Source organism: Methylobacterium sp. C33D, assembly GCF_053345825.1.
On record NZ_JBKFAV010000023.1, the window covers coordinates 90206 to 107197 of the forward strand.

General features: G+C 72.6%; 15 protein-coding genes. 6 read left to right on the forward strand and 9 right to left on the reverse strand.

Annotation, left to right across the window (positions count from 1 at the left end; all coding sequences use genetic code 11):
- Positions 1-738 (reverse strand): class I SAM-dependent methyltransferase, encoded by a 738-nt coding sequence (locus tag ACLBXO_RS19205; protein ID WP_331312785.1) that lies wholly within the window; start codon positions 736-738, stop codon positions 1-3.
- A 39-nt stretch (positions 739-777) separates the two neighbouring features.
- Here ACLBXO_RS19205 and ACLBXO_RS19210 point away from each other — a divergent pair, with 39 nt between their 5' ends.
- Positions 778-1953, forward strand: coding sequence for a DUF1972 domain-containing protein (locus ACLBXO_RS19210; RefSeq protein ID WP_447686345.1), 1176 nt, complete (start codon positions 778-780; stop codon positions 1951-1953).
- 28 nt (positions 1954-1981) lie between these two features.
- Here the strand turns inward: ACLBXO_RS19210 and ACLBXO_RS19215 are convergent, their stop codons facing one another.
- Entirely contained in the window at positions 1982-2572 is a 591-nt protein-coding gene (locus ACLBXO_RS19215; RefSeq protein WP_331312787.1) for a serine acetyltransferase, read from the reverse strand.
- 8 nt (positions 2573-2580) lie between these two features.
- Positions 2581-3102, reverse strand: coding sequence for a serine acetyltransferase (locus ACLBXO_RS19220; protein WP_447686346.1), 522 nt, complete (start codon positions 3100-3102; stop codon positions 2581-2583).
- A gap of 259 nt (positions 3103-3361) precedes the next feature.
- Here ACLBXO_RS19220 and ACLBXO_RS19225 point away from each other — a divergent pair, with 259 nt between their 5' ends.
- From ACLBXO_RS19225 to ACLBXO_RS19240, 4 genes are read left to right on the forward strand one after another with little or no spacing between them, the layout of a single operon-like run.
- A complete protein-coding gene (locus tag ACLBXO_RS19225) occupies positions 3362-4792 on the forward strand; it encodes a lipopolysaccharide biosynthesis protein (RefSeq protein ID WP_447686347.1) in 1431 nt (476 codons plus the stop codon).
- Positions 4789-5730 carry a glycosyltransferase family 2 protein gene (locus ACLBXO_RS19230; RefSeq protein ID WP_447686348.1) on the forward strand — a complete coding sequence of 314 codons (942 nt, stop codon included), beginning with the start codon at positions 4789-4791 and terminating at the stop codon, positions 5728-5730. The genes ACLBXO_RS19225 and ACLBXO_RS19230 overlap by 4 nt, the downstream gene beginning before the upstream one ends.
- Complete coding sequence (locus ACLBXO_RS19235; protein WP_447686349.1) at positions 5727-7109, forward strand: right-handed parallel beta-helix repeat-containing protein; 1383 nt, start codon at positions 5727-5729, stop codon at positions 7107-7109. Before ACLBXO_RS19230 ends, ACLBXO_RS19235 begins: the two co-directional genes overlap by 4 nt.
- A 1-nt stretch (position 7110) precedes the next feature.
- The gene (locus ACLBXO_RS19240; RefSeq protein ID WP_447686350.1) at positions 7111-8238 is read left to right on the forward strand and encodes a glycosyltransferase family 4 protein; all 1128 of its coding nucleotides are present in this window, start codon (positions 7111-7113) and stop codon (positions 8236-8238) included.
- Positions 8239-8262: 24 nt separating this feature from the next.
- Here ACLBXO_RS19240 and ACLBXO_RS19245 read toward each other — a convergent pair whose 3' ends face one another.
- Complete coding sequence (locus ACLBXO_RS19245; protein ID WP_447686351.1) at positions 8263-9576, reverse strand: MFS transporter; 1314 nt, start codon at positions 9574-9576, stop codon at positions 8263-8265.
- A gap of 179 nt (positions 9577-9755) precedes the next feature.
- Here ACLBXO_RS19245 and ACLBXO_RS19250 point away from each other — a divergent pair, with 179 nt between their 5' ends.
- Entirely contained in the window at positions 9756-10907 is a 1152-nt protein-coding gene (locus ACLBXO_RS19250; RefSeq protein WP_447686352.1) for a dimethylmenaquinone methyltransferase, read from the forward strand.
- Between the two features lie 36 nt (positions 10908-10943).
- Here the strand turns inward: ACLBXO_RS19250 and lptB are convergent, their stop codons facing one another.
- From lptB to ACLBXO_RS19275, 5 genes are all read right to left on the reverse strand, one after another.
- The gene (gene lptB, locus ACLBXO_RS19255) at positions 10944-11786 is read right to left on the reverse strand and encodes an LPS export ABC transporter ATP-binding protein (RefSeq protein ID WP_419539296.1); all 843 of its coding nucleotides are present in this window, start codon (positions 11784-11786) and stop codon (positions 10944-10946) included.
- Positions 11787-11794: 8 nt separating this feature from the next.
- Entirely contained in the window at positions 11795-12466 is a 672-nt protein-coding gene (locus ACLBXO_RS19260) for an LptA/OstA family protein (protein ID WP_447686353.1), read from the reverse strand.
- On the reverse strand, positions 12463-13182 hold the full coding sequence (gene lptC / locus ACLBXO_RS19265; protein ID WP_331312796.1) for an LPS export ABC transporter periplasmic protein LptC: 720 nt from the start codon (positions 13180-13182) through the stop codon (positions 12463-12465). Before lptC ends, ACLBXO_RS19260 begins: the two co-directional genes overlap by 4 nt.
- A 229-nt stretch (positions 13183-13411) precedes the next feature.
- On the reverse strand, positions 13412-15244 hold the full coding sequence (htpG, locus tag ACLBXO_RS19270; protein WP_447686354.1) for a molecular chaperone HtpG: 1833 nt from the start codon (positions 15242-15244) through the stop codon (positions 13412-13414).
- A 132-nt stretch (positions 15245-15376) separates the two neighbouring features.
- Positions 15377-16992, reverse strand: a 1616-nt coding sequence (locus ACLBXO_RS19275; protein ID WP_447686355.1) for a potassium transporter Kup, incomplete at its 5' end; no start/stop codon positions are given.

Sequence of the window (16992 nt, forward strand, 5' to 3'; positions counted from 1 at the left end):
TCACGGGCGCTTGCGGATGAACACCATGTGGTAGCCCTTGAAGGGACCCGGCGTGAGCCGGAACAGCAGCTCCCAGAACTTGCCCAGGACGATGTTCTCGCCATGATAGAACGGCTGCCCGTCGAAACTGTAGGTGAAGTGCTCGAACCGGTCAGTTGGGAAAAGCCGCTTCCGCGCCGCCTCCGTGTTCATCGTGTAGAGCGGCACGAACGAGTCGATCTCGACCCGCCGCGGCTCGACGAGGCGCAGCACCCGCGCGTGCAGCCGCTTCGGCACGAGCCGCGCCCCGATCCCGACATAGCCCCAGCGGTTCGGCGTCCAGGCGCAGAGCCAGCCGCCCGGGGCGAGCACCCGGCCGAGCTCCGCCGCGGTGACCTCGGGATGCTCGATATGCTCGAGGACCGAGAAGGCCGAGATCAGGTCGAAGCTCCCGTCCGGAAATGGCAGCACCCCGTCGTGACCGATCAGCCGGACCTCGTCGGCCGACCGGTTGCCGAGGACCGCCTCGTCGACGTCGCAGGCGACGACCTGGGCGCAGCGCCCCCGGAAGTCGCCGAGGTGCCGCCGCAGTGGGACCGGATCATCGCTCCACTTGCCGCGCCCCGCGCCGAACTCCATCACCCGCATGTCCGGGCGCAGCAGCGCGTTGACGCGCACGATGTACTCCATCCGGTGGTCGTGCCGGGAATAGCCCCCGGCGCCCATCTCCCGGAACAGACGCTGTTCGACCGTGACCATGCCTCAGGCTCCTCTGAACGTGCCGCGCCGACGGCGCATGTGAAATCCGGGGGCTCGGGCGGGCGCCCGGCGGTGGCGATCCTCGGCACCCGCGGGGTGCCGGCGGCGCACGGGGGGTTCGAGACGCTGGCGGAGCGCCTCGCGCTGGAGCTCGTGGCGCGCGGCTGGCGGGTCGAGGTCTACTGTCAGGTGCGCGAGCCGGCGCCGCCGACGGTCTGGCGCGGGATCACGCTGATCCCGGTCGCGGTCCGGGGCGACGGCGCCGTCTCGACGATCGTGTTCGACCTGAAATGCACCCTGCGGGCGGCGTTCCGGCCGGCCCTGCCCCTCGTGCTCGGCTACAACACCGCCGTGTTCTCGCTGCTCTACAGGCTGACGGCCAAGCGCAGCGTCATGAACATGGACGGCATCGAGTGGAAGCGCGACCGCTGGTCGAGGCCCGCCAAGGCCTGGTTCTGGCTGAACGAGCGGCTCGGCAGCCTGTTCTCGACCCACCTCGTGGCGGACCACCCGGAGATCGCCCGGCACCTCGCCCGCGGGACGTCGGCCGCCCGGATCACCACCATCGCGTACGGTGCCGACCCGGTGCTGGAAGCCTCGACCGAGCCGCTGGCCCAATTCGGTCTGCGCCCGCGCGATTACGGCCTGCTGATCGCCCGGGTGGTGCCTGAGAATCTCGTCCTCCAGATCGTCCGGGCCTGGAGCGAGGTCCGGCCGGGCCTGCCGCTGCTCGTGCTGGGCAAGCTCGCGGATTCCGACCCGTACCACCGCACCGTCCGGGCGGCGGGGGGGCCGGACGTGATCTTCGCCGGCGCGATCTACGAGGCCGAGCGCGTGGGCGCTCTCCGCTTCCACGCCCGCTTCCACATCCACGGCCACACCGTGGGCGGGACCAACCCGTCGCTGGTCGAGGCGCTGGGGGCGGGCTCGCCGATCCTCGCCCACGACAACCCGTTCAACCGCTGGGTGGCGGGGCCGCAGGCGCTGTACTTCGGCGACGAGACCGAGCTGCGGCAGGGCATCCTGGGCCTGGTGCGGGCCGGGCCGCGCCGTCTCGCCGCAATGGGCGAGGCGTCCCGTCGCCGCCACGCCGAGGCGTTCACGTGGCGCGGCATCTTCGACGCCTACGAGCGCGTCCTGCGCCGCCAGCTCGCGCCCGAGCGGGCGGGCCGGCCGGCACCGCGGGCCGTCCGCCGGGAGCGCGGGCCCGCGTGAGGCAGGCACCGGCGGCGCGCGGCCGGTCCTAGCGGCCATGGCCGGCCTCCGGGCCCAGCCCCCCGCTGCGCACCTGCCGCTGGGCCAGCATCGTCACGGTGCCGGCCGGGACGTCCCGGAGGCTGCAGACCCCGATGCCGACCGTCGCGCCCGCGCCGATGGCGACCGCCCCCTGCACGGCGGCGTGCGCGCCGACCACCGCGCGGTCACCGAGGCTGGGGCCGTCGGCGGGGAACGGCTGGTTCGGGAAGACCCAGTCCCGCGGCCCGACCAGGGTACCCGGCAGGAGCGTGAGGTCGGCGCCTCCGGTCCCGCAGAAGGCGACCCGGGCCGGGTGGGGTACGAACAGCCCGGGTCCCACGCGCGAACCCGGATGCAGGCAGGCGCCGGTCAGCCGCAGGGACAGGTCGGCCACCAGGGCGGCGCAGCGGCGCCAGCCCCGGCCGTGGAGCAGGTGGGCGGTCCTGTGGAGGATCGCCACCTGCATGGCCGGCAGGGTGAGGTGCATCAGGCGGCGCAGCCGGGAGGTCGGCTTGCCGCCCGTGGTCTGGTGCAGGACGCGGGCGAAGTCGGCCGCCAGGAGGCGCCGCAGCCCCGACAGGGTCACGTGATCCGTCATCGCGCCGCTCACGCCGCGACGCCCCGGCCGGGGAGCGGTCGCCAGGGCTGCGGCATGACTTCCTCGTCGGCCCGGACGGCCTTGAGGATGGTCGTCCGCGGGCCGATCCGGGCCCGGTCACCGATCGCGACGGCGCCGAGCACGATCGCGCCGGCCTCCAGAACGACGTCGTCGCCCAGCACCGGCAGGCCGGGACCGCCGCCGATATCCTGATCCGGCTCCTTCAGCAGGCCGCCGATGGAGGCCTGGATCCCGAAGGCGGCGTCGCGGCCCACGGCGCCGGCGATGACCGTCCCGTAGGGCTGCGGCAGGAACAGGCCGCCGGCGATGCGGCTGGAGGGCGGGATGTCGGCGCCCGTCCACCAGCCGTTCACCAGCCACAGAAGCCACGCCGCCATCCGCCACCCGCGCTCGTGGGCGTAGCGGGACAGGCGATAGAGCCAGACCGCGTGATAGCCCCGGCGGAGGATCGCCGGCCCGCCCCCGCGCCGGCGCCAGTGAGCCCGGTCGGCGGCCAGGGCAGTCCGCACCTCCCCCCACCTCGGGCGCCGCCCCGGCTCGGCGTCCGTTCCGCGCGAGAGACACAGCTCCGGCCCAGCGGCGGTCTCGCCCATACGCAGTCCTCCGGTTTTGCAAACGCGATAACTCTGCAACCATAAATTGAGACTGCGGTTGCAAGCCATACGCAGCCTGCCACGATGCAATCGTAGGTCGCAGTTTTCAGTCAGGCTTCACCGAGAGATGCTTCGCTTGGTAAACCGATTGTCGGGACGGAGGCGCGCCGGCGGGTTGCGCTACGGCGCGAACCTGCTCGGGCAGGCGGCGGGACGCGCCGTCTATCTCGCGGCGGGCTTCGCGGCCTTCGTGATGGTCGGCCACTTCGCCGGCCCGGCGGCGCTGGGCCGCTACGGCCTCGCCCTGGCGATCCTCGCAGTGGCGCTGATCGCGGCGGATTTCGGCACCACGCTGACGTTCGGGGCGCGGATCGGCGCGCTCGGGCCGGAGATGCGCGCGGCCGAGTTCGGCCGGATGCTGTCGGCGCGCCTCGTCCTCGGCCTCGGCACGGGTGCGGTACTGCTCTGCGTCCTGCCGGTGCTGCCGGACGCGATCCGGCCCGCGCTGGCGCTCGCCGCCGCGCTGATGCCGCTCGCGGCCGCCCGCTTCCTCGACGCCCTGTTCCAGGTCTGCGGGCGGCCGGCCTGGTCCGTCTGGCCGTCGCTCGCCAACGCCGCCTTGCTGATCGGCGGGACGGCACTCGCGCTGTGGTGGCAGCTTCCGGAGGCGGCGCTCAGCCTCGTGGCGGTGGCCGCCGGCATCGCGTACGGCGCGGTCGGGCTGGCGCTGGCGCTGCGCCTCGTGCCCGCCCGTCCCGCATCGCTGCCGCACGCGCTCGCGACGATCCGTGCCGCGGCGGGGGTAGGCGTCTCGAACGCCCTCGGCTCGCTCAACGGCCGGATCAGCCTGATGATGCTGGCCGCCTTCGCGGGTGCGGCCGAGCTCGGCCAGTTCACGGCCGGGTTCCGGTTCTTCGAGCTGGGCGCCGCGGTGGCGATCACCCTGTGCGCGCCGCTGGTGCCGGTCTTCGGGCGCGCCGTCGGGCCCCTGGTCGACGGACGGTCGCGCGCCGGCACGACCGCCCTGCGCGCGCGGGTCCGCGGCGCGCTGATCCCGATCCTCGCCGCGTCCTGCGCCGGCGCGGTGGCGGCCTGCGCCCTGGCGGAGTCCCTGGTACGCCTCGCCTTCGGCCCGGATTTCGGCGGCGCCGTCCCGGTGCTGCGCGTCGCCACCGCGATGAGCGTCCTGCTGATCGCCGCCACGATCCTGTTCGCGGGCCTCGTCCCCCTGGGGCGGACCGGCTTCGCGGTGCGCGGGAGCGCTGCAGCCTGCGCTACCAACCTCATCGTCTGCGCGCTGCTGATCCCCTGGAATCCGCTCCTCGGCGCGGGCCTCGCGGCGCTGCTCGCCGAGGCCGCGATGCTCCTCGTCCTGGCCCACGCCTTCTGGCGGGAGATCGGGCCGCCCCTCGCCCTGGCCGACATGCCGACCCTCGCCGCGCCCGCCCTCCTCACCGCTCTCGCCTGGGGGGCCGGTCCCGCCGCCCTGGCGCCCGTGGCGGTGCCCGCCGTCGCGGTGCTCGCGAGCGCCTTCGCGGGGTGGCTGTGCCTGCGCCGTGCCCCGACCGATCCCCTCCCCCTCCCGCTCCCGGAAGCCTCGTCATGAGCGATCGACCCGTGCTCTCGGTCATCATCCCGACCTACAACCGCGCCGACACGCTGCGGCTGTGCCTGCGGGCCTTCGACCGGCAGGAGACGGAGGCGCCCTTCGAGATCGCAGTCTGCGACGACGGCTCGACCGACCACACCGGGACGGTCGTCAGCCGCGCGGTCGCCACCGCGCGGGTCCCGGTGGTGCACCTGCGCCAGGAGAATGCCGGGGCGAACGCCGCCCGCAACCGCGCCATCGCGGCGGCCCGGGGCGATCGCCTCCTGATCGTCAACGACGACACCATCCCGGTGCCGAGCCTCGTCGAGGCGCACCGGCTCGCCCACGCCCGGCGCGGCGGACGGGAGACCGCGATCCTCGGCCGGATGACCATCGATCCCGCCCTGCCGTTCTCGCCGTTCTCGGCGCTGCACCACGACGCGTCCTACGACGCCCTTGCGGGCCGCGACGAGGTCGGCTGGGACGCGTTCCTGACCTGCAACGTCAGCGTCGACCGGCAATTCCTGGAAGCGGCCGGCGGCTTCGACCCGAAACTGTTCTGGCACGAGGACATCGAGCTCGGGGAGCGGCTGGCCCGGCGCGGGATGCGCCTGTTCTACGCGCCCGAGGCGCTGGGCTACCACCACCACCTCCTGGACGAGGCGGCCTACCTGCGGATCGCCGAGCGCGAGGGTGCGGCGCTGGTGCTGTGGTATCGCAAGCGCCCAGACCTCGTGGCCGATCTCGGCCGGCTCGGCCTGGTCGGGCCGCCGCCGCTCGGCGCGGCGGCGCGGCACCGGGTCGCCGACCTGGCGATGCCGCAGGCCCTGCTGCCCGGCTGGCAGATGGCGGCCCGCGCGCTGACGCGGATCAGCCCCGAGGCCGGTCGCAGCGTGTGGCGCCGGCTGTTCCAGCGGCGCAAGCGCCTCGCCATCGCCCGGGCGCTCGCGGCATGAGGCGATCCAGCACGGTCCTCGGCGGCGCCCTGTCGACGCTGGTCCTGCCGGTCCTGTCCGCCTGCGGGCCGGCCGACGCGCAGGTGCAGCAGAGCATCCTGGTCGACCCCGCCGGCGGCACCAAACCCGGCTACACCACGGTGGCGCGGCTCGCCGACGTGCCCTTCGCGGCGCTCGGTCCCGGCTCGAGCGTGCTGGTCCGGGGCGGCAGCTACGGCGACGTGGTGTTCGTCGGGTCCCGCGGGACCGCGGCGGCGCCCGTGACGGTGGCGGCCGAACCCGGCACGCAGCCGCGCCTCTCCAACTCGGTGGTGTTCGAGAACGCCGCCTACGTCACGGTCACGGGCCTGACCGTGCAGGGCGCGGCGAATTCCGGCTTCATCATCCGGCGGGGATCGCGCCACGTCACGGTCGCGGGCTCGACCGTGTCCCGCTCCGGCCTGGGGATCTGGATCGGCGACGGGGCGGGGGCGGGTCACCGCATCACCGGCAACACGCTCGCCGACAACCAGACCCACGGCGTGGCCGTCGACGTGATCAACGCGCCCGCGGAGGATCCGAGCTACATCCTCGACAACACCGTGACCGGCAACGGCATCCACGGGATGGAGATCAACGGCTCCGGCTACGTCGTGGAGGGCAACCGCGTCTCGGGCAACGGCGTGGGCATGTCGGGCACCTCGGGCATCCACGTCTACGCCAAGGATGCCGCCCAGGACGCCGGCGACCGCAACATCATCCGGTACAACATCGTCACCGGCCAGAAGGAGACCACCGGCCAGGACGGCAACGGCATCCAGATCGACCAGTGGTGCGACGGCAACGTCGTCGCCTTCAACGTCGCGGCCGACAATGACGGGGCCGGGATCAACCTGTTCGACGCCGGCTCCAACACGGTGGTCAACAACACGACCACCGGCAACATGCGCGATTCCGGCGGCAAACACGTCTATCGCGGCGAGATCGTGCTCGCCTCCGACTACACCCAGCGGGTCGACCGCACGTCGAGCAACCGGGTGCTCAACAACATCGCCTACGCGACCCGGCCGAACGTGGCCGCGATCGTGGTCGAGGCGACCACCACCGACAACAACAACGCGATCGGGCCGAACTTCCTCGGCAGCGCCGTCGGCGCCCCGCTCTACCGCTGGGGCACGCAGGCCACCGGCGACGGGGCGAGCCTGCCGCTCAACGCCCAGGGTCCCGACCTCACCGGCACGCCCGCCTTCCGCGACCCCGCGAACCCCATGGCCGGCGGGCTCGCCCTGACGGCGCCCCCGGCCCGCGCCGGCATCCCGGTCGGCGCCACCCGCGACATCGCCGGCCGGGCCTACGCCCCCGGCGAGGCCCCGACCTTCGGCGCCTACAGGAGCCCGTAACATGCTTCGCATCGGCATCGACGCGCACGTGCTCACCGGCAAGCCGCAGGGCAGCCGGACCTGGCTCGTGAACATCATCGGGCGGGCCGCCGCCCGCCACCCGGACGCCACCTACGTGGTCTATTCCGGCGACCCGGAGGCCTGCGCCCGCATCGTCTCGGGCGACAACATCGAGCACCGACGGCTGCCGCGCGTGCCCGCGACCGTGCGGCTGACCCTGGTCTGGCCGTGGCTGTTCCTGCGCGACCGGCTCGACACGCTCCTGACCACCTACATCGCCCCGCCGCTGGTGCCGGGCGACCGGCAGGTGGTGGTGGTTCACGACATCCTGTTCGAGACGCATCCCGAGTTCTTCCCCTGGTCGATGCGCTGGCGGAACAAGATCCTGACCCGGCTCTCGGCGCGGCGCGCCAAGCTGGTCCTGACCATCTCCGACTACAGCCGGGACTCCATCGCCACCGTCTACGGCATCGCGCGGGAGCGCATCGCCGAGGTGCGCTGCGGCTCCACGCCGCCGCAGGCGGTCACGGAGCGGACGCCGCTCGCCGACGGGCGCCCCTACCTGCTGATGGTCGGCCGGCTGGAGCCGCGGAAGAATCTCGGCCTCGTCCTCGACGCCTTCGCGCGGCTCCCGGCGGGCGCGGCCCGGCTGATCGTGGTCGGCAAGGGCGACGGCGAGCGGCCCGAGACCCTCGACCGCCTCGCCCGGACGCCGGACGCGGTGCACATCGCCGGCATCGACGACCGGGGCCTGTCCGACCTCTACGCCCGGGCGGCCGCCCTGGTCTTCCCGAGCCGCGGCGAGGGCTGGGGCATCCCGGTGCTCGACAGCCTCGCCCGGGGAACCCCCGTCATCGCCTCGAGCCTGACGGCCATCCCGGAAGCCGGCGGCAGCGCGGCGAGCTACTTCGACCCGGACGCACCCGACCGGGTCGAGCGGCTCGCCGAGCTGATGGCGGCGGCGATCGAGGGGCGGCTGCCCTTCGACGCGAACGCCGCGCGGGCCCACGCGGCGCGCCACGACTGGGACGGGCCGGCCGCCACCTTCGTCGACCTGATGCGCCGGAGCTTCACGGCCCGCACGCATCTGCGCGACCTGATCCTGGCCGCGCCGAACCTGCGGGGGTGACGCGAGAGGGCGCGATCGGCCCGCCTAGCGCGCGGCCCCGAGCGCGCCGACGATCGGGCTCTCAGGCCCCTCGTCGGCGATGGGATCCTGGATCAGCGTCCAGTAGCCCAGGGCCGCCACCAGGGCGATCGCGGCGCCGGTGATGAAGGCCACGGAGAAGTGGCCCGTGCCGCCGACGATGAAGCCGGTCACGGTCGGCGCCAGGGCGCCGCCGATGTAGCCACCGAAATTCTGCATGGCGCCGAGCGACGCCGTGCAGCTGGCCGGCGCCGCCACGGAGGCCATCGCCCAGGCCGAGGACGAGCTCATGTAGACCAGGAACAGCGAGGCCGAGATGCAGGCGATCGCGAGGGTGTCGCTCGGCGTCAGGGCCGCCACCACCGTGAAGGCGGCGGTCGCCACCAGGGAGCCGACCATCGGGATCTTGCGGCTGCGGATCGGGTCGACGCCGCGGCGGACGAGGACATCGACGACGCGGCCGCCCAGGATCCCGCCCAGCACGCCGAACGCGAAGGGGATCGAGCCGACGAGGCCGGTCTTCTGCAGGGTGAAGTGCCGCTCGATCTCGAGGTAGCTCGGCAGCCACGCGGTGTAGAGCCACGTCATGTAGATGCAGCCGAAATAGCCGACGATCATCCCCCAGCTGGTGCGGAACCCGAAGAGCCGCCGCCACGCGCCCCAGGTGACCGCGCGGCTGGCGTTCGGGGCATCGCCCTCCTCCAGGAAGGCCCGCTCCGCCGGCGTCAGGTCGGTCTCCCGCGGGTTGCGGAACACGAGGTAGACGACCGCGGCGAGCGCGAGGCCGGCCGCGCCCATGATGACGAACATCGCCCGCCAGCCGAAGCTCACCATGAGGAAGGTGAGCAGCGGCAGGGCGAGGAAGGTGCCGAGCGAGGAGGCGCAGTTCCAGATCCCCGTGGCGGTGCCGCGCTGGCGGATGTTGAACCAGTCGCGGGAGACCCGGGCGCAGGTCGGGAAATGCGGCGCCTCGCCGACCCCGAGCACGATCCGCGCGCTCACGAACTGCCAGAACGACGTCACCGCGCCGCCGAGCATCTGGCCGAACGACCAGCAGGTCAGGCCGAGCGTCAGCGTCAGGCGCGGGCCGAGCCGGTCGGCGAGCGCGCCGGCGGGCAGCTGCGCGAAGGCGTAGGCCCAGAGGAAGGCCGAGAGCAGCAGGCCCATGTCGGGGATCGAGAGGCCGAGATCCTCGCGGATCAGCGGGTTGGCCACCGCCAGGGTGGCCCGGTCGACGTAGTTGACGACGCCCGCCGTCACGAGCAGGGCGAGCGAGATCGTCTGGATGCGGCGCACGCGCGGCGTTGCGGCCAGGGCCATCGTGTCCTCCCGGTATGACGGGCCCCTTGGGGGTCTCCGCGGCCGGCCGGTCCTTCGCGACTCGTGGCGGCCGAAGTGCATTCTGCACCGAACGCCGCCGGACGGAAGGGCCCCCGCCCCTCGCCTCGCGGCGCCGGGCGTCGTAGACGGGCCGCTCCGTCACCCTTCGAGTCCGCCAGTTGCGCCTGATCCAGATCACCCACCACGACCTCGACGGCTACGGCGCCTCGACGGTCGCCGCCGCCTGCGCCACGGTCGAGCGCGTCGTCCACGTGCCCCGCTACAGCGATGTCGGCCCGGTCTTCGAGGACGAGATCAAGCGCCTCGGCCGCGCGGCGGAGCGCGAGGTGCTGCTGATGACCGACCTCGGCCTGGAGGAGCAGACGATCGCGGGGCTGAAGAAGTTCGCCGCGATGAACCGGCGCCGCGCGGACGGTCAGAAGCACCGCCTCGTGGTCCTCGACCACCACGCCTCGTCCCTCGACCAGATGCGGCGCCTGGGCCTCGAGGCGGCGCCCGACGCCGAGCGGCCGGCGCTCCACCGGATCGACCTGGGCGACCCCGAGATCGCCGTGCTGATCGAGGACGACATCTGCGCCACGCGGATGACCTTCGAGCACCGAGCCCTGTTCGCCGCGCACGAGCCCGCGACCGACCTGTCGAGCCTGCTGACCGCGGTCGATGCCCTCGACCTCTGGCGCAAGGAGAGCCCGGCCTTCCGGGGCGGCCTCGCCCTGGACGAGCTGTTCTGGGAGGCCGTGTCGAGCTACGTGCCGGTCGGACATCCCTGGCACGACCGGTTCGTGTCCGAGATCCTGCTCGCGGCCGCCGCGGCCCTCCGGGACGGTGCGAGCCCGGCCGAACTGGAGCGCCGCGCCTCGGCGATCCGGGCCGGCGTCGTCGACACCCTGCTGCGCGACGCGCCGGACGACGATCCGGCGCTGACGACGCGCATGCGGCTCGCCCGGGCGCTCGCCCGCTCGGATTCCCTGTTCCGCCCGCTGAAGGACGGCACGCTCCTGTCCTTCGCCCTCGATTCGGGCACCTTCCAGCGGGTCTCCGACCTGATCATGGACGCGGGCCGCGCCAAGCGCGTGGTCAACGTCCAGCGGATGGGCACGCTGTCGTTCCGGTCCAACGACGGCACGGCCCTCGACGGCGCCCGCCTGTTCCGCGGCGGCGGCCACCGCGACGCGGCGGGCGGCCGGCTCCAGAGCGGCTCGGCCTTCTCGATGGCGGACGCGATCGCCCAGGTGGAGCCGGTGCTGAACCCGGAGAAGCCGGCCGGCTCGGACAGCCCGTTCGCGGCTTTGAAGAACTGGAAGGGGTGAGCGCTCGCCCGTCGCCCAACCCGTTCGGCAACGGCCCTAGAGCCGGAAATCCTCGCCGAGATACAGCCGCCGCGCGTCCGGGTTCGCCACGATCTCCTCGGGCGTGCCCTCCGTCAGGATGCGGCCGGAATGGGCGATGTAGGCGCGGTCGATCAGGCCCAGCGTCTCGCGGACATTGTGGTCGGTGATCAGCACGCCGATGCCGCGCTGCTTCAGGTGCTTCACCAGGTCCTGGATGTCGCCGACCGCGATCGGGTCGATGCCCGCGAAAGGCTCGTCCAGCAGCATGAAAGTCGGCGACGAGGCGAGCGCGCGGGCGATCTCGCAGCGCCGCCGCTCGCCGCCGGAGAGCGCGATCGAGGGCGACTTGCGCAGGCGCGCGATGTCGAACTCCTCCAGCAGCGAGTCGAGCTTGCGGGCGCGCGTCTTGCGATCCGGCTCGACCACTTCCAGCACCGCGCGGATGTTGTCCTCCACGGTGAGCCCGCGGAAGATCGAGGCCTCCTGCGGCAGGTAGCCGATCCCGAGCCGGGCCCGCTGGTACATGGGCAGGTGCGTGATGGGCAGTCCGTCCAGGGTGATGTGGCCGCGATCGGCCGCCACCAGCCCGGTGATCATGTAGAAGATCGTGGTCTTGCCGGCGCCGTTCGGCCCGAGCAGCCCCACGGCCTCGCCGGTGCGGACCGTCAGCCCCGCCTCGTGCACGACCGTGCGGGCACCGTAGCTCTTGCGCAGCCCGCGCACGCTGAGGATGCCGAGGCCGCCCTCCTCCGCCGCCGACCAGCCGTCGGCGGCCTCGGGCCGGGGCGCGCGCCGGCCGAACAGGCGGCCGAGCCAGCCCGTCCGGGCCGGCTCCTGCGGGCCCGCCTGGAACGCCACGGCGCCGCTCAATCGACCTGCGCCTTCGGCCTGGGCGGCGGCTGCGTGCAGCCCTTCGCCTTGCCGTCCTTGGCGTCGGACTTCTCGCCGGGCACGAACAGGGCCGAGACTCGGCCGCCCGCCACCGGGTCCATGTTCGCGCGCCCGGTGTTCATGTCGTAGACGAGGCGCTGGCCGCGGGTGACGTTCTGGCACTGGCTCAGGACGACGTTGCCGGTCAGCACGATCCGCTTGGCATCCTGGTCGAACACCGCGTGATCGCCGGTGGCGACCTGATCCTTCTGCACCACCGTCACCGGCCCGGCGCAGTCGACCTTCTGGATCCCGTTCTCGGCGGGGTTGCGCGGGGCCGCGTCGGCACCCTCGTCCTTCGCCTCACCCTTGGCGTCGCTTTTCGCGCCCTTGCCGGGCGCGTCCTTGCCGCGCTTGTAGGTCACCGTCATGGTCGAGCAGCGGATGGTGCTGTCGCCCTGCACGGCCACGACGTTGCCGGCGAAGACCGCCTTGTTCTCGCGGTCGAATACGTCGAGCCGGTCGGCGTCGATCTTGATCGGGTCCTTGCCGCCGCCGCCGATATTGCCGAAGGGCGAGTCCTTGCGGGCCGGCTTCTCGGCCAGCGCCGGGCCTGCGAGGACCAGTCCGGTTGCCAGGGCAACCCAGAGGGTGCGGGCGGCGCTCATCGGGCACCGTCCGCGGCTTCGGCATCCGAGGTCAGGAGGCGGGCCTGCGGCTTCTCCCCCGGATCGTCGCTCACGATGACCACGTGGACGTTCCCCACGAAGGAGATCCGCTTGCCGTTCTCGACGACGTCGAGCGTGTCGGCCTTCACGGTGGCCCGCGGGCTCGAGACCGTGACGGGTTCCTGCGAGCTGATGGAGCCGGTCTTGAATGCGACGGCGGCGGAGCGCAGGCGCGCCTCCTCGCCCTTGTCGGTCCAGATGCGGATGTCGTCCTTCAGGTCGAGCGCCTCGCGGGCGGTGTCGAACAGGCCCGACGTCGCCGAGAGGCGGGCGATGCCGCCCTGGTCGTCGGTGGCGATGTGGCCGCGCATCTGCTGCAGCTCGATCTGGCTCGGCTTGCGCACGTCCTGGAGGGCGGCGTCGGCCGTCACCTCGTAGCCGCGCGTGCCCTGACGGAAGCCCGCGAGCCGCGGGTTCTCCATGCGGACCTTGGAGCCGGCCAGCGTCACCGGGCCGACCGAGACGCCCGGCAGCTGCGCCGCGAAGGGGTTGAACAGATAGCCCAGCAGCAGCGCCACCGCGCCGCCGGCGACCACCGGGATCAGCCGGCGCATGGTGCGCACGCGTCCGCTGTGGCGGTACGCCCGGGCGTGGGCCCGGGTCCGCGCCGCCGCGACCGCCTGTCCGTTGCCGGCTTCAGCCTCGACCGGGTTCATGCAGCGTCCGTGAGGCGCGCTCGAGGCGCGCGAGAGGGTTCGGCTCAGACGCCTGCGGCCCCCACCGCGCCCGCGCCTTCGGCCGGGCAATGATCCCGACCGGTGGCGAAGTTATGGCTCGACCATTTCCGAATGATCAACCGAACCCGCAATCATCCCGAGCGGATGTGTGTGGAGACACACGCCGCGCGCGACCTCACGGCAGCGCGCGGCGCGGGTCTCCGTAGTCCTACGCGCCGCGCGCGGCCGCGAGAGCCGCCGCCACCGTGCGGGCGAAGGCGGCCGGGTCGCGGGGGCTGTCGCCGTCCTGGATCCGGGCGAGGTCGAGGAGCGTCCCGGCAGCCTGCGGCACCTCCGATTCGGGCGCCGCGGACAGCGCCCGAATCAGCGGGTGGCGCGGGTTGATCTCCAGGACCGGCTGCCCGGCACCGGCACGCCCGGCCCGGCGCATGAGCCGCTGCATCTGCAGGTCGGGTCCGCCGGTGCCGGCCGAGAGGACGACCGCCGAGTCGACGAGCCGGTCGGTGGTGCGCACGTCCGAGACCTCGGCGCCGAGGGCGGCCTTCACGGCGGCGACGAAGGCGTCGATGCCCTCCGGCGCCTCCGGCTGCCCGCCCTCCGGCGCGAACTTCGACAGGTCGAGGCCGCCCTTGGTGATCGAGCGGAGCGGCTTCTCGTCGAAGGTGCCGAGCTGATCGGGCCAGAACGCGTCGACGTGGTCGGAGAGGAGCAGCACCTCGAGGCCGCGGGCCCGGAAGCCCTCCAGCTGCGGCGACGACTTGAGCGCCTCGGCATCGTCGGCGACGAGGTAGTAGATCGCCTCCTGGCCGTCCTTCATGCGGGACACGTAGTCGGGCAGCGAGGTCCAGCCCTCGACGGCCGAGGAGCGGAAGCGCAGGAGCGGCGCGATCTCGCCCCGGCGCTCGAAATCCTCGTAGATCCCCTCCTTGAGGACGGGGCCGAAATTCTCCCAGAAGGACTGGTAGCCCTCCGCGTCCTTGGCGCGGGTCGTGAGTTCGGAGACCACGCGCCCGGTGACCGCGCGGCGGATCCGGGCGAGGGCCGGGGTCGACTGCAGCATCTCGCGGGAGACGTTCAGCGGCAGGTCCTCGGTGTCGACCACGCCCTGGACGAAGCGCAGCCACGGCGGCAGCAGCTCGGCCTCGTCGGTGATGAACATCCGCCGGACATGCAGCCGGACCTTGCTCTGCCGCTCGTTCTCGAGGGCCTGGAACGGCTTCGAGCCGGGGATGAAGAGCAGGGCGGAGAATTCGAGCTGGCCCTCGGCGCGCCAGTGGAGCGTCGCCCACGGCTTGTCGAAGTTCATGCCGATGGAGTGGTAGAATTCCTCGTACTGCTCCTCGGTGACCTCGGACTTCGCCTTGCGCCAGAGCGCGGTTCCCTGGTTGGCCGATTCGTCCTTGCCGTCGCGCACGACGGCGATCGGCACGGTGATGAAGTCGGCCCATTTCCGCACGAGATGGTCGAGGCGGTAGGGCTCGAGGTACTCGTCGGCATCCGCCTTGAGGTGCAGCACGATGTCGGTGCCGGGCTCGCCGCGCGTCGCCGGCTCCAGCGTGTAGCTGCCCTGCCCCTCCGAGGCCCAGGTCCAGGCCTCGTCGCTGCCGGCGCGGCGCGACGTGACGGTCACCCGGTCGGCGACCATGAAGGCCGAGTAGAAGCCGACGCCGAACTGGCCGATCAGGCTCGGCCGGTCCTCGGCCTTGGCGGATTCGAGCGTCTGCGAGAAGGCGCGCGTGCCGGAGCGCGCGATGGTGCCGAGGTTGGTGGCGAGATCCTCCTTGGTCATGCCGATGCCGGCATCCGACACGGTCAGGGTCCGCGCCTCCTTGTCGGGCGCGATCCGGACCTTGGCGTCCGGCGGCAGGGCGCTCGCCGCCGAGGTCAGCGCCTCGAACCGCCGCCGGTCCATGGCGTCGGCGGCGTTGGCGACGAGTTCGCGCAGGAAGATCTCGCGGTCGGAGTAGAGCGCGTGCACGACGAGGTCGAGGAGGCGACCCACCTCCGCCCCGAACTCGTGCCGCTCGATCGTCTCGCTCACGGGTGATGCCTCCGCTGTGGGGGAAATTGCGGTGGCGATATGCTGGCGAACGGGGCCGTTTTCAATGCGGAAGGCGGCCAGCCCCCGCTCCCGATGCACGCCTCAGGCACTGCCCCAGCGCGCCACGGCCTGTCAGATCTCGATCTCGGTCCCAACCTCTACGATCTGCCGCGTCGGCAGGCCGAAATGGGCACCGGTGCGTTCCGCGTTCCGCTTCATGAAGGCGAACAGGCCCTCCCGCCAGGGCGCCATGCCCGGGTGGGTCGGCGACGGGATCACCACCTCGTGGCCGACGAAGTAGGTCATGTCCTCCAGGTATTCCGGCGGCAGCAGCCCGCTCGCCACCGCGCATTGCAGGCCCTCGGGGATCGAGGCGGTCTGCATGAAGCCGTAGCGGAGGACGACGCGCTCCATGCCGGGCGTGTACTTGGAGATCGCCTTGCGGATGCCCTGCGCGACCAGCGTGACCTGCGCCCGCTCGCTCGCCGGGATCACCGGCTCCTCCTCGTAGATCACGGTGATCAGCAGGATCCGCTCGTGCAGGCAGCGGCTGCGCTCCAGCAGGCGGCCGAGCGCCATCGGGATGCCCTCGGTGGCGGCGGTCAGGAAAGCCGCGGTGCCGGGCAGCGTCACCGGCGGGTGCGAACTGAGGCTGGACAGGAAGGCGGCCTCGGACATGCGCATGGTCTGGCGGACCGTTTCGAGGACGTGGTTGCCCTTCATCCAGGTCAGCATCAGGAACGCGACCGCGCCGGCGAGCAGCAGCGGAAACCAGCCGCCCTCGAACAGCTTCACGCTGTTGGCGGCGAAGAACACGGCGTCGATGGCCAGGAAGAAGCCGTTGACCGCGAGGACCAGGACCGGGTTGTAGCCCCAGCGCAATGCGATCAGCGCGGCGAGCAGGGTGGTGATCCCCATCAGCGCCGAGACCGCGATGCCGTAAGCGCCGGCCAGGGCGTCGGAGGAGCCGAACACCACCACGGCGGTCAGGGTCGCGGCGGCGAGCAGCCAGTTCACCGCCGGCACGTAGATCTGGCCGCGCTCGTCCTGATCGGTGTGCACGACCCGCATCATCGGCATGAAGCCGAGCTGGATCGATTGCTGCGTCAGCGAGTAGACGCCCGAGATCACCGCCTGCGAGGCGATGACGGTCGCCATCGTGGCGAGCGCCACCAGCGGGTAATGCGCCCAGTCCGGCGCGAGCCGGTAGAACGGGTTCTCGATCGCGCTCGGGTCGGCGATGATCAGCGCGCCCTGGCCGCAATAGTGAATCAGCAGCGCCGGCAGGACGAGGCCGAACCACGCGATCCGGATCGCCGGGGCGCCGAAATGGCCGAGATCGGCGTACATCGCCTCGCCGCCGGTCACCGCCAGGAAGGCCGCGCCCAGCATCAGGAAGCTGACGTGCCAGCCCGCATGGACCAGGAAGTCCACCGCCCGCCAGGGGTTGGCCGCTCCGAGGATCTCCGGCGTGCGCAGGATGCTGGGGATCGCGAGCAGGACCAGGACGACGAACCAGACCAGCATGACGGGCCCGAACACCCGGCCGATGGCGGCCACGCCCTTGTGCTGGACCAGGAACAGCCCGACCAGGATCACCAGGGTGATCGGCACCACGTACGGCCCGAGCGCCGGCGCGTCGATCTTCAGCCCCTCGATCGCCGACAGCACCGAGATCGCCGGCGTGATCGCGCCGTCGCCGTAGAGCAGGGCCGCGCCCACCAGCCCGACCACCAGCAGCAGCGCCT

Excerpts from the sequence above, each read along its gene's own strand:
- ACLBXO_RS19235 (WP_447686349.1), top strand. The coding sequence starts at position 5,727 with ATGAGGCGATCCAGCACGGTCCTCGGCGGCGCCCTGTCGACGCTGGTC.
- ACLBXO_RS19245 (WP_447686351.1), bottom strand. The coding sequence starts at position 9,576 with ATGGCCCTGGCCGCAACGCCGCGCGTGCGCCGCATCCAGACGATCTCG.
- ACLBXO_RS19230 (WP_447686348.1), top strand. The coding sequence starts at position 4,789 with ATGAGCGATCGACCCGTGCTCTCGGTCATCATCCCGACCTACAACCGC.
- lptC (WP_331312796.1), bottom strand. The coding sequence starts at position 13,182 with ATGAACCCGGTCGAGGCTGAAGCCGGCAACGGACAGGCGGTCGCGGCG.
- ACLBXO_RS19260 (WP_447686353.1), bottom strand. The coding sequence starts at position 12,466 with ATGAGCGCCGCCCGCACCCTCTGGGTTGCCCTGGCAACCGGACTGGTC.
- ACLBXO_RS19205 (WP_331312785.1), bottom strand. The coding sequence starts at position 738 with ATGGTCACGGTCGAACAGCGTCTGTTCCGGGAGATGGGCGCCGGGGGC.
- ACLBXO_RS19240 (WP_447686350.1), top strand. The coding sequence starts at position 7,111 with ATGCTTCGCATCGGCATCGACGCGCACGTGCTCACCGGCAAGCCGCAG.
- ACLBXO_RS19215 (WP_331312787.1), bottom strand. The coding sequence starts at position 2,572 with ATGACGGATCACGTGACCCTGTCGGGGCTGCGGCGCCTCCTGGCGGCC.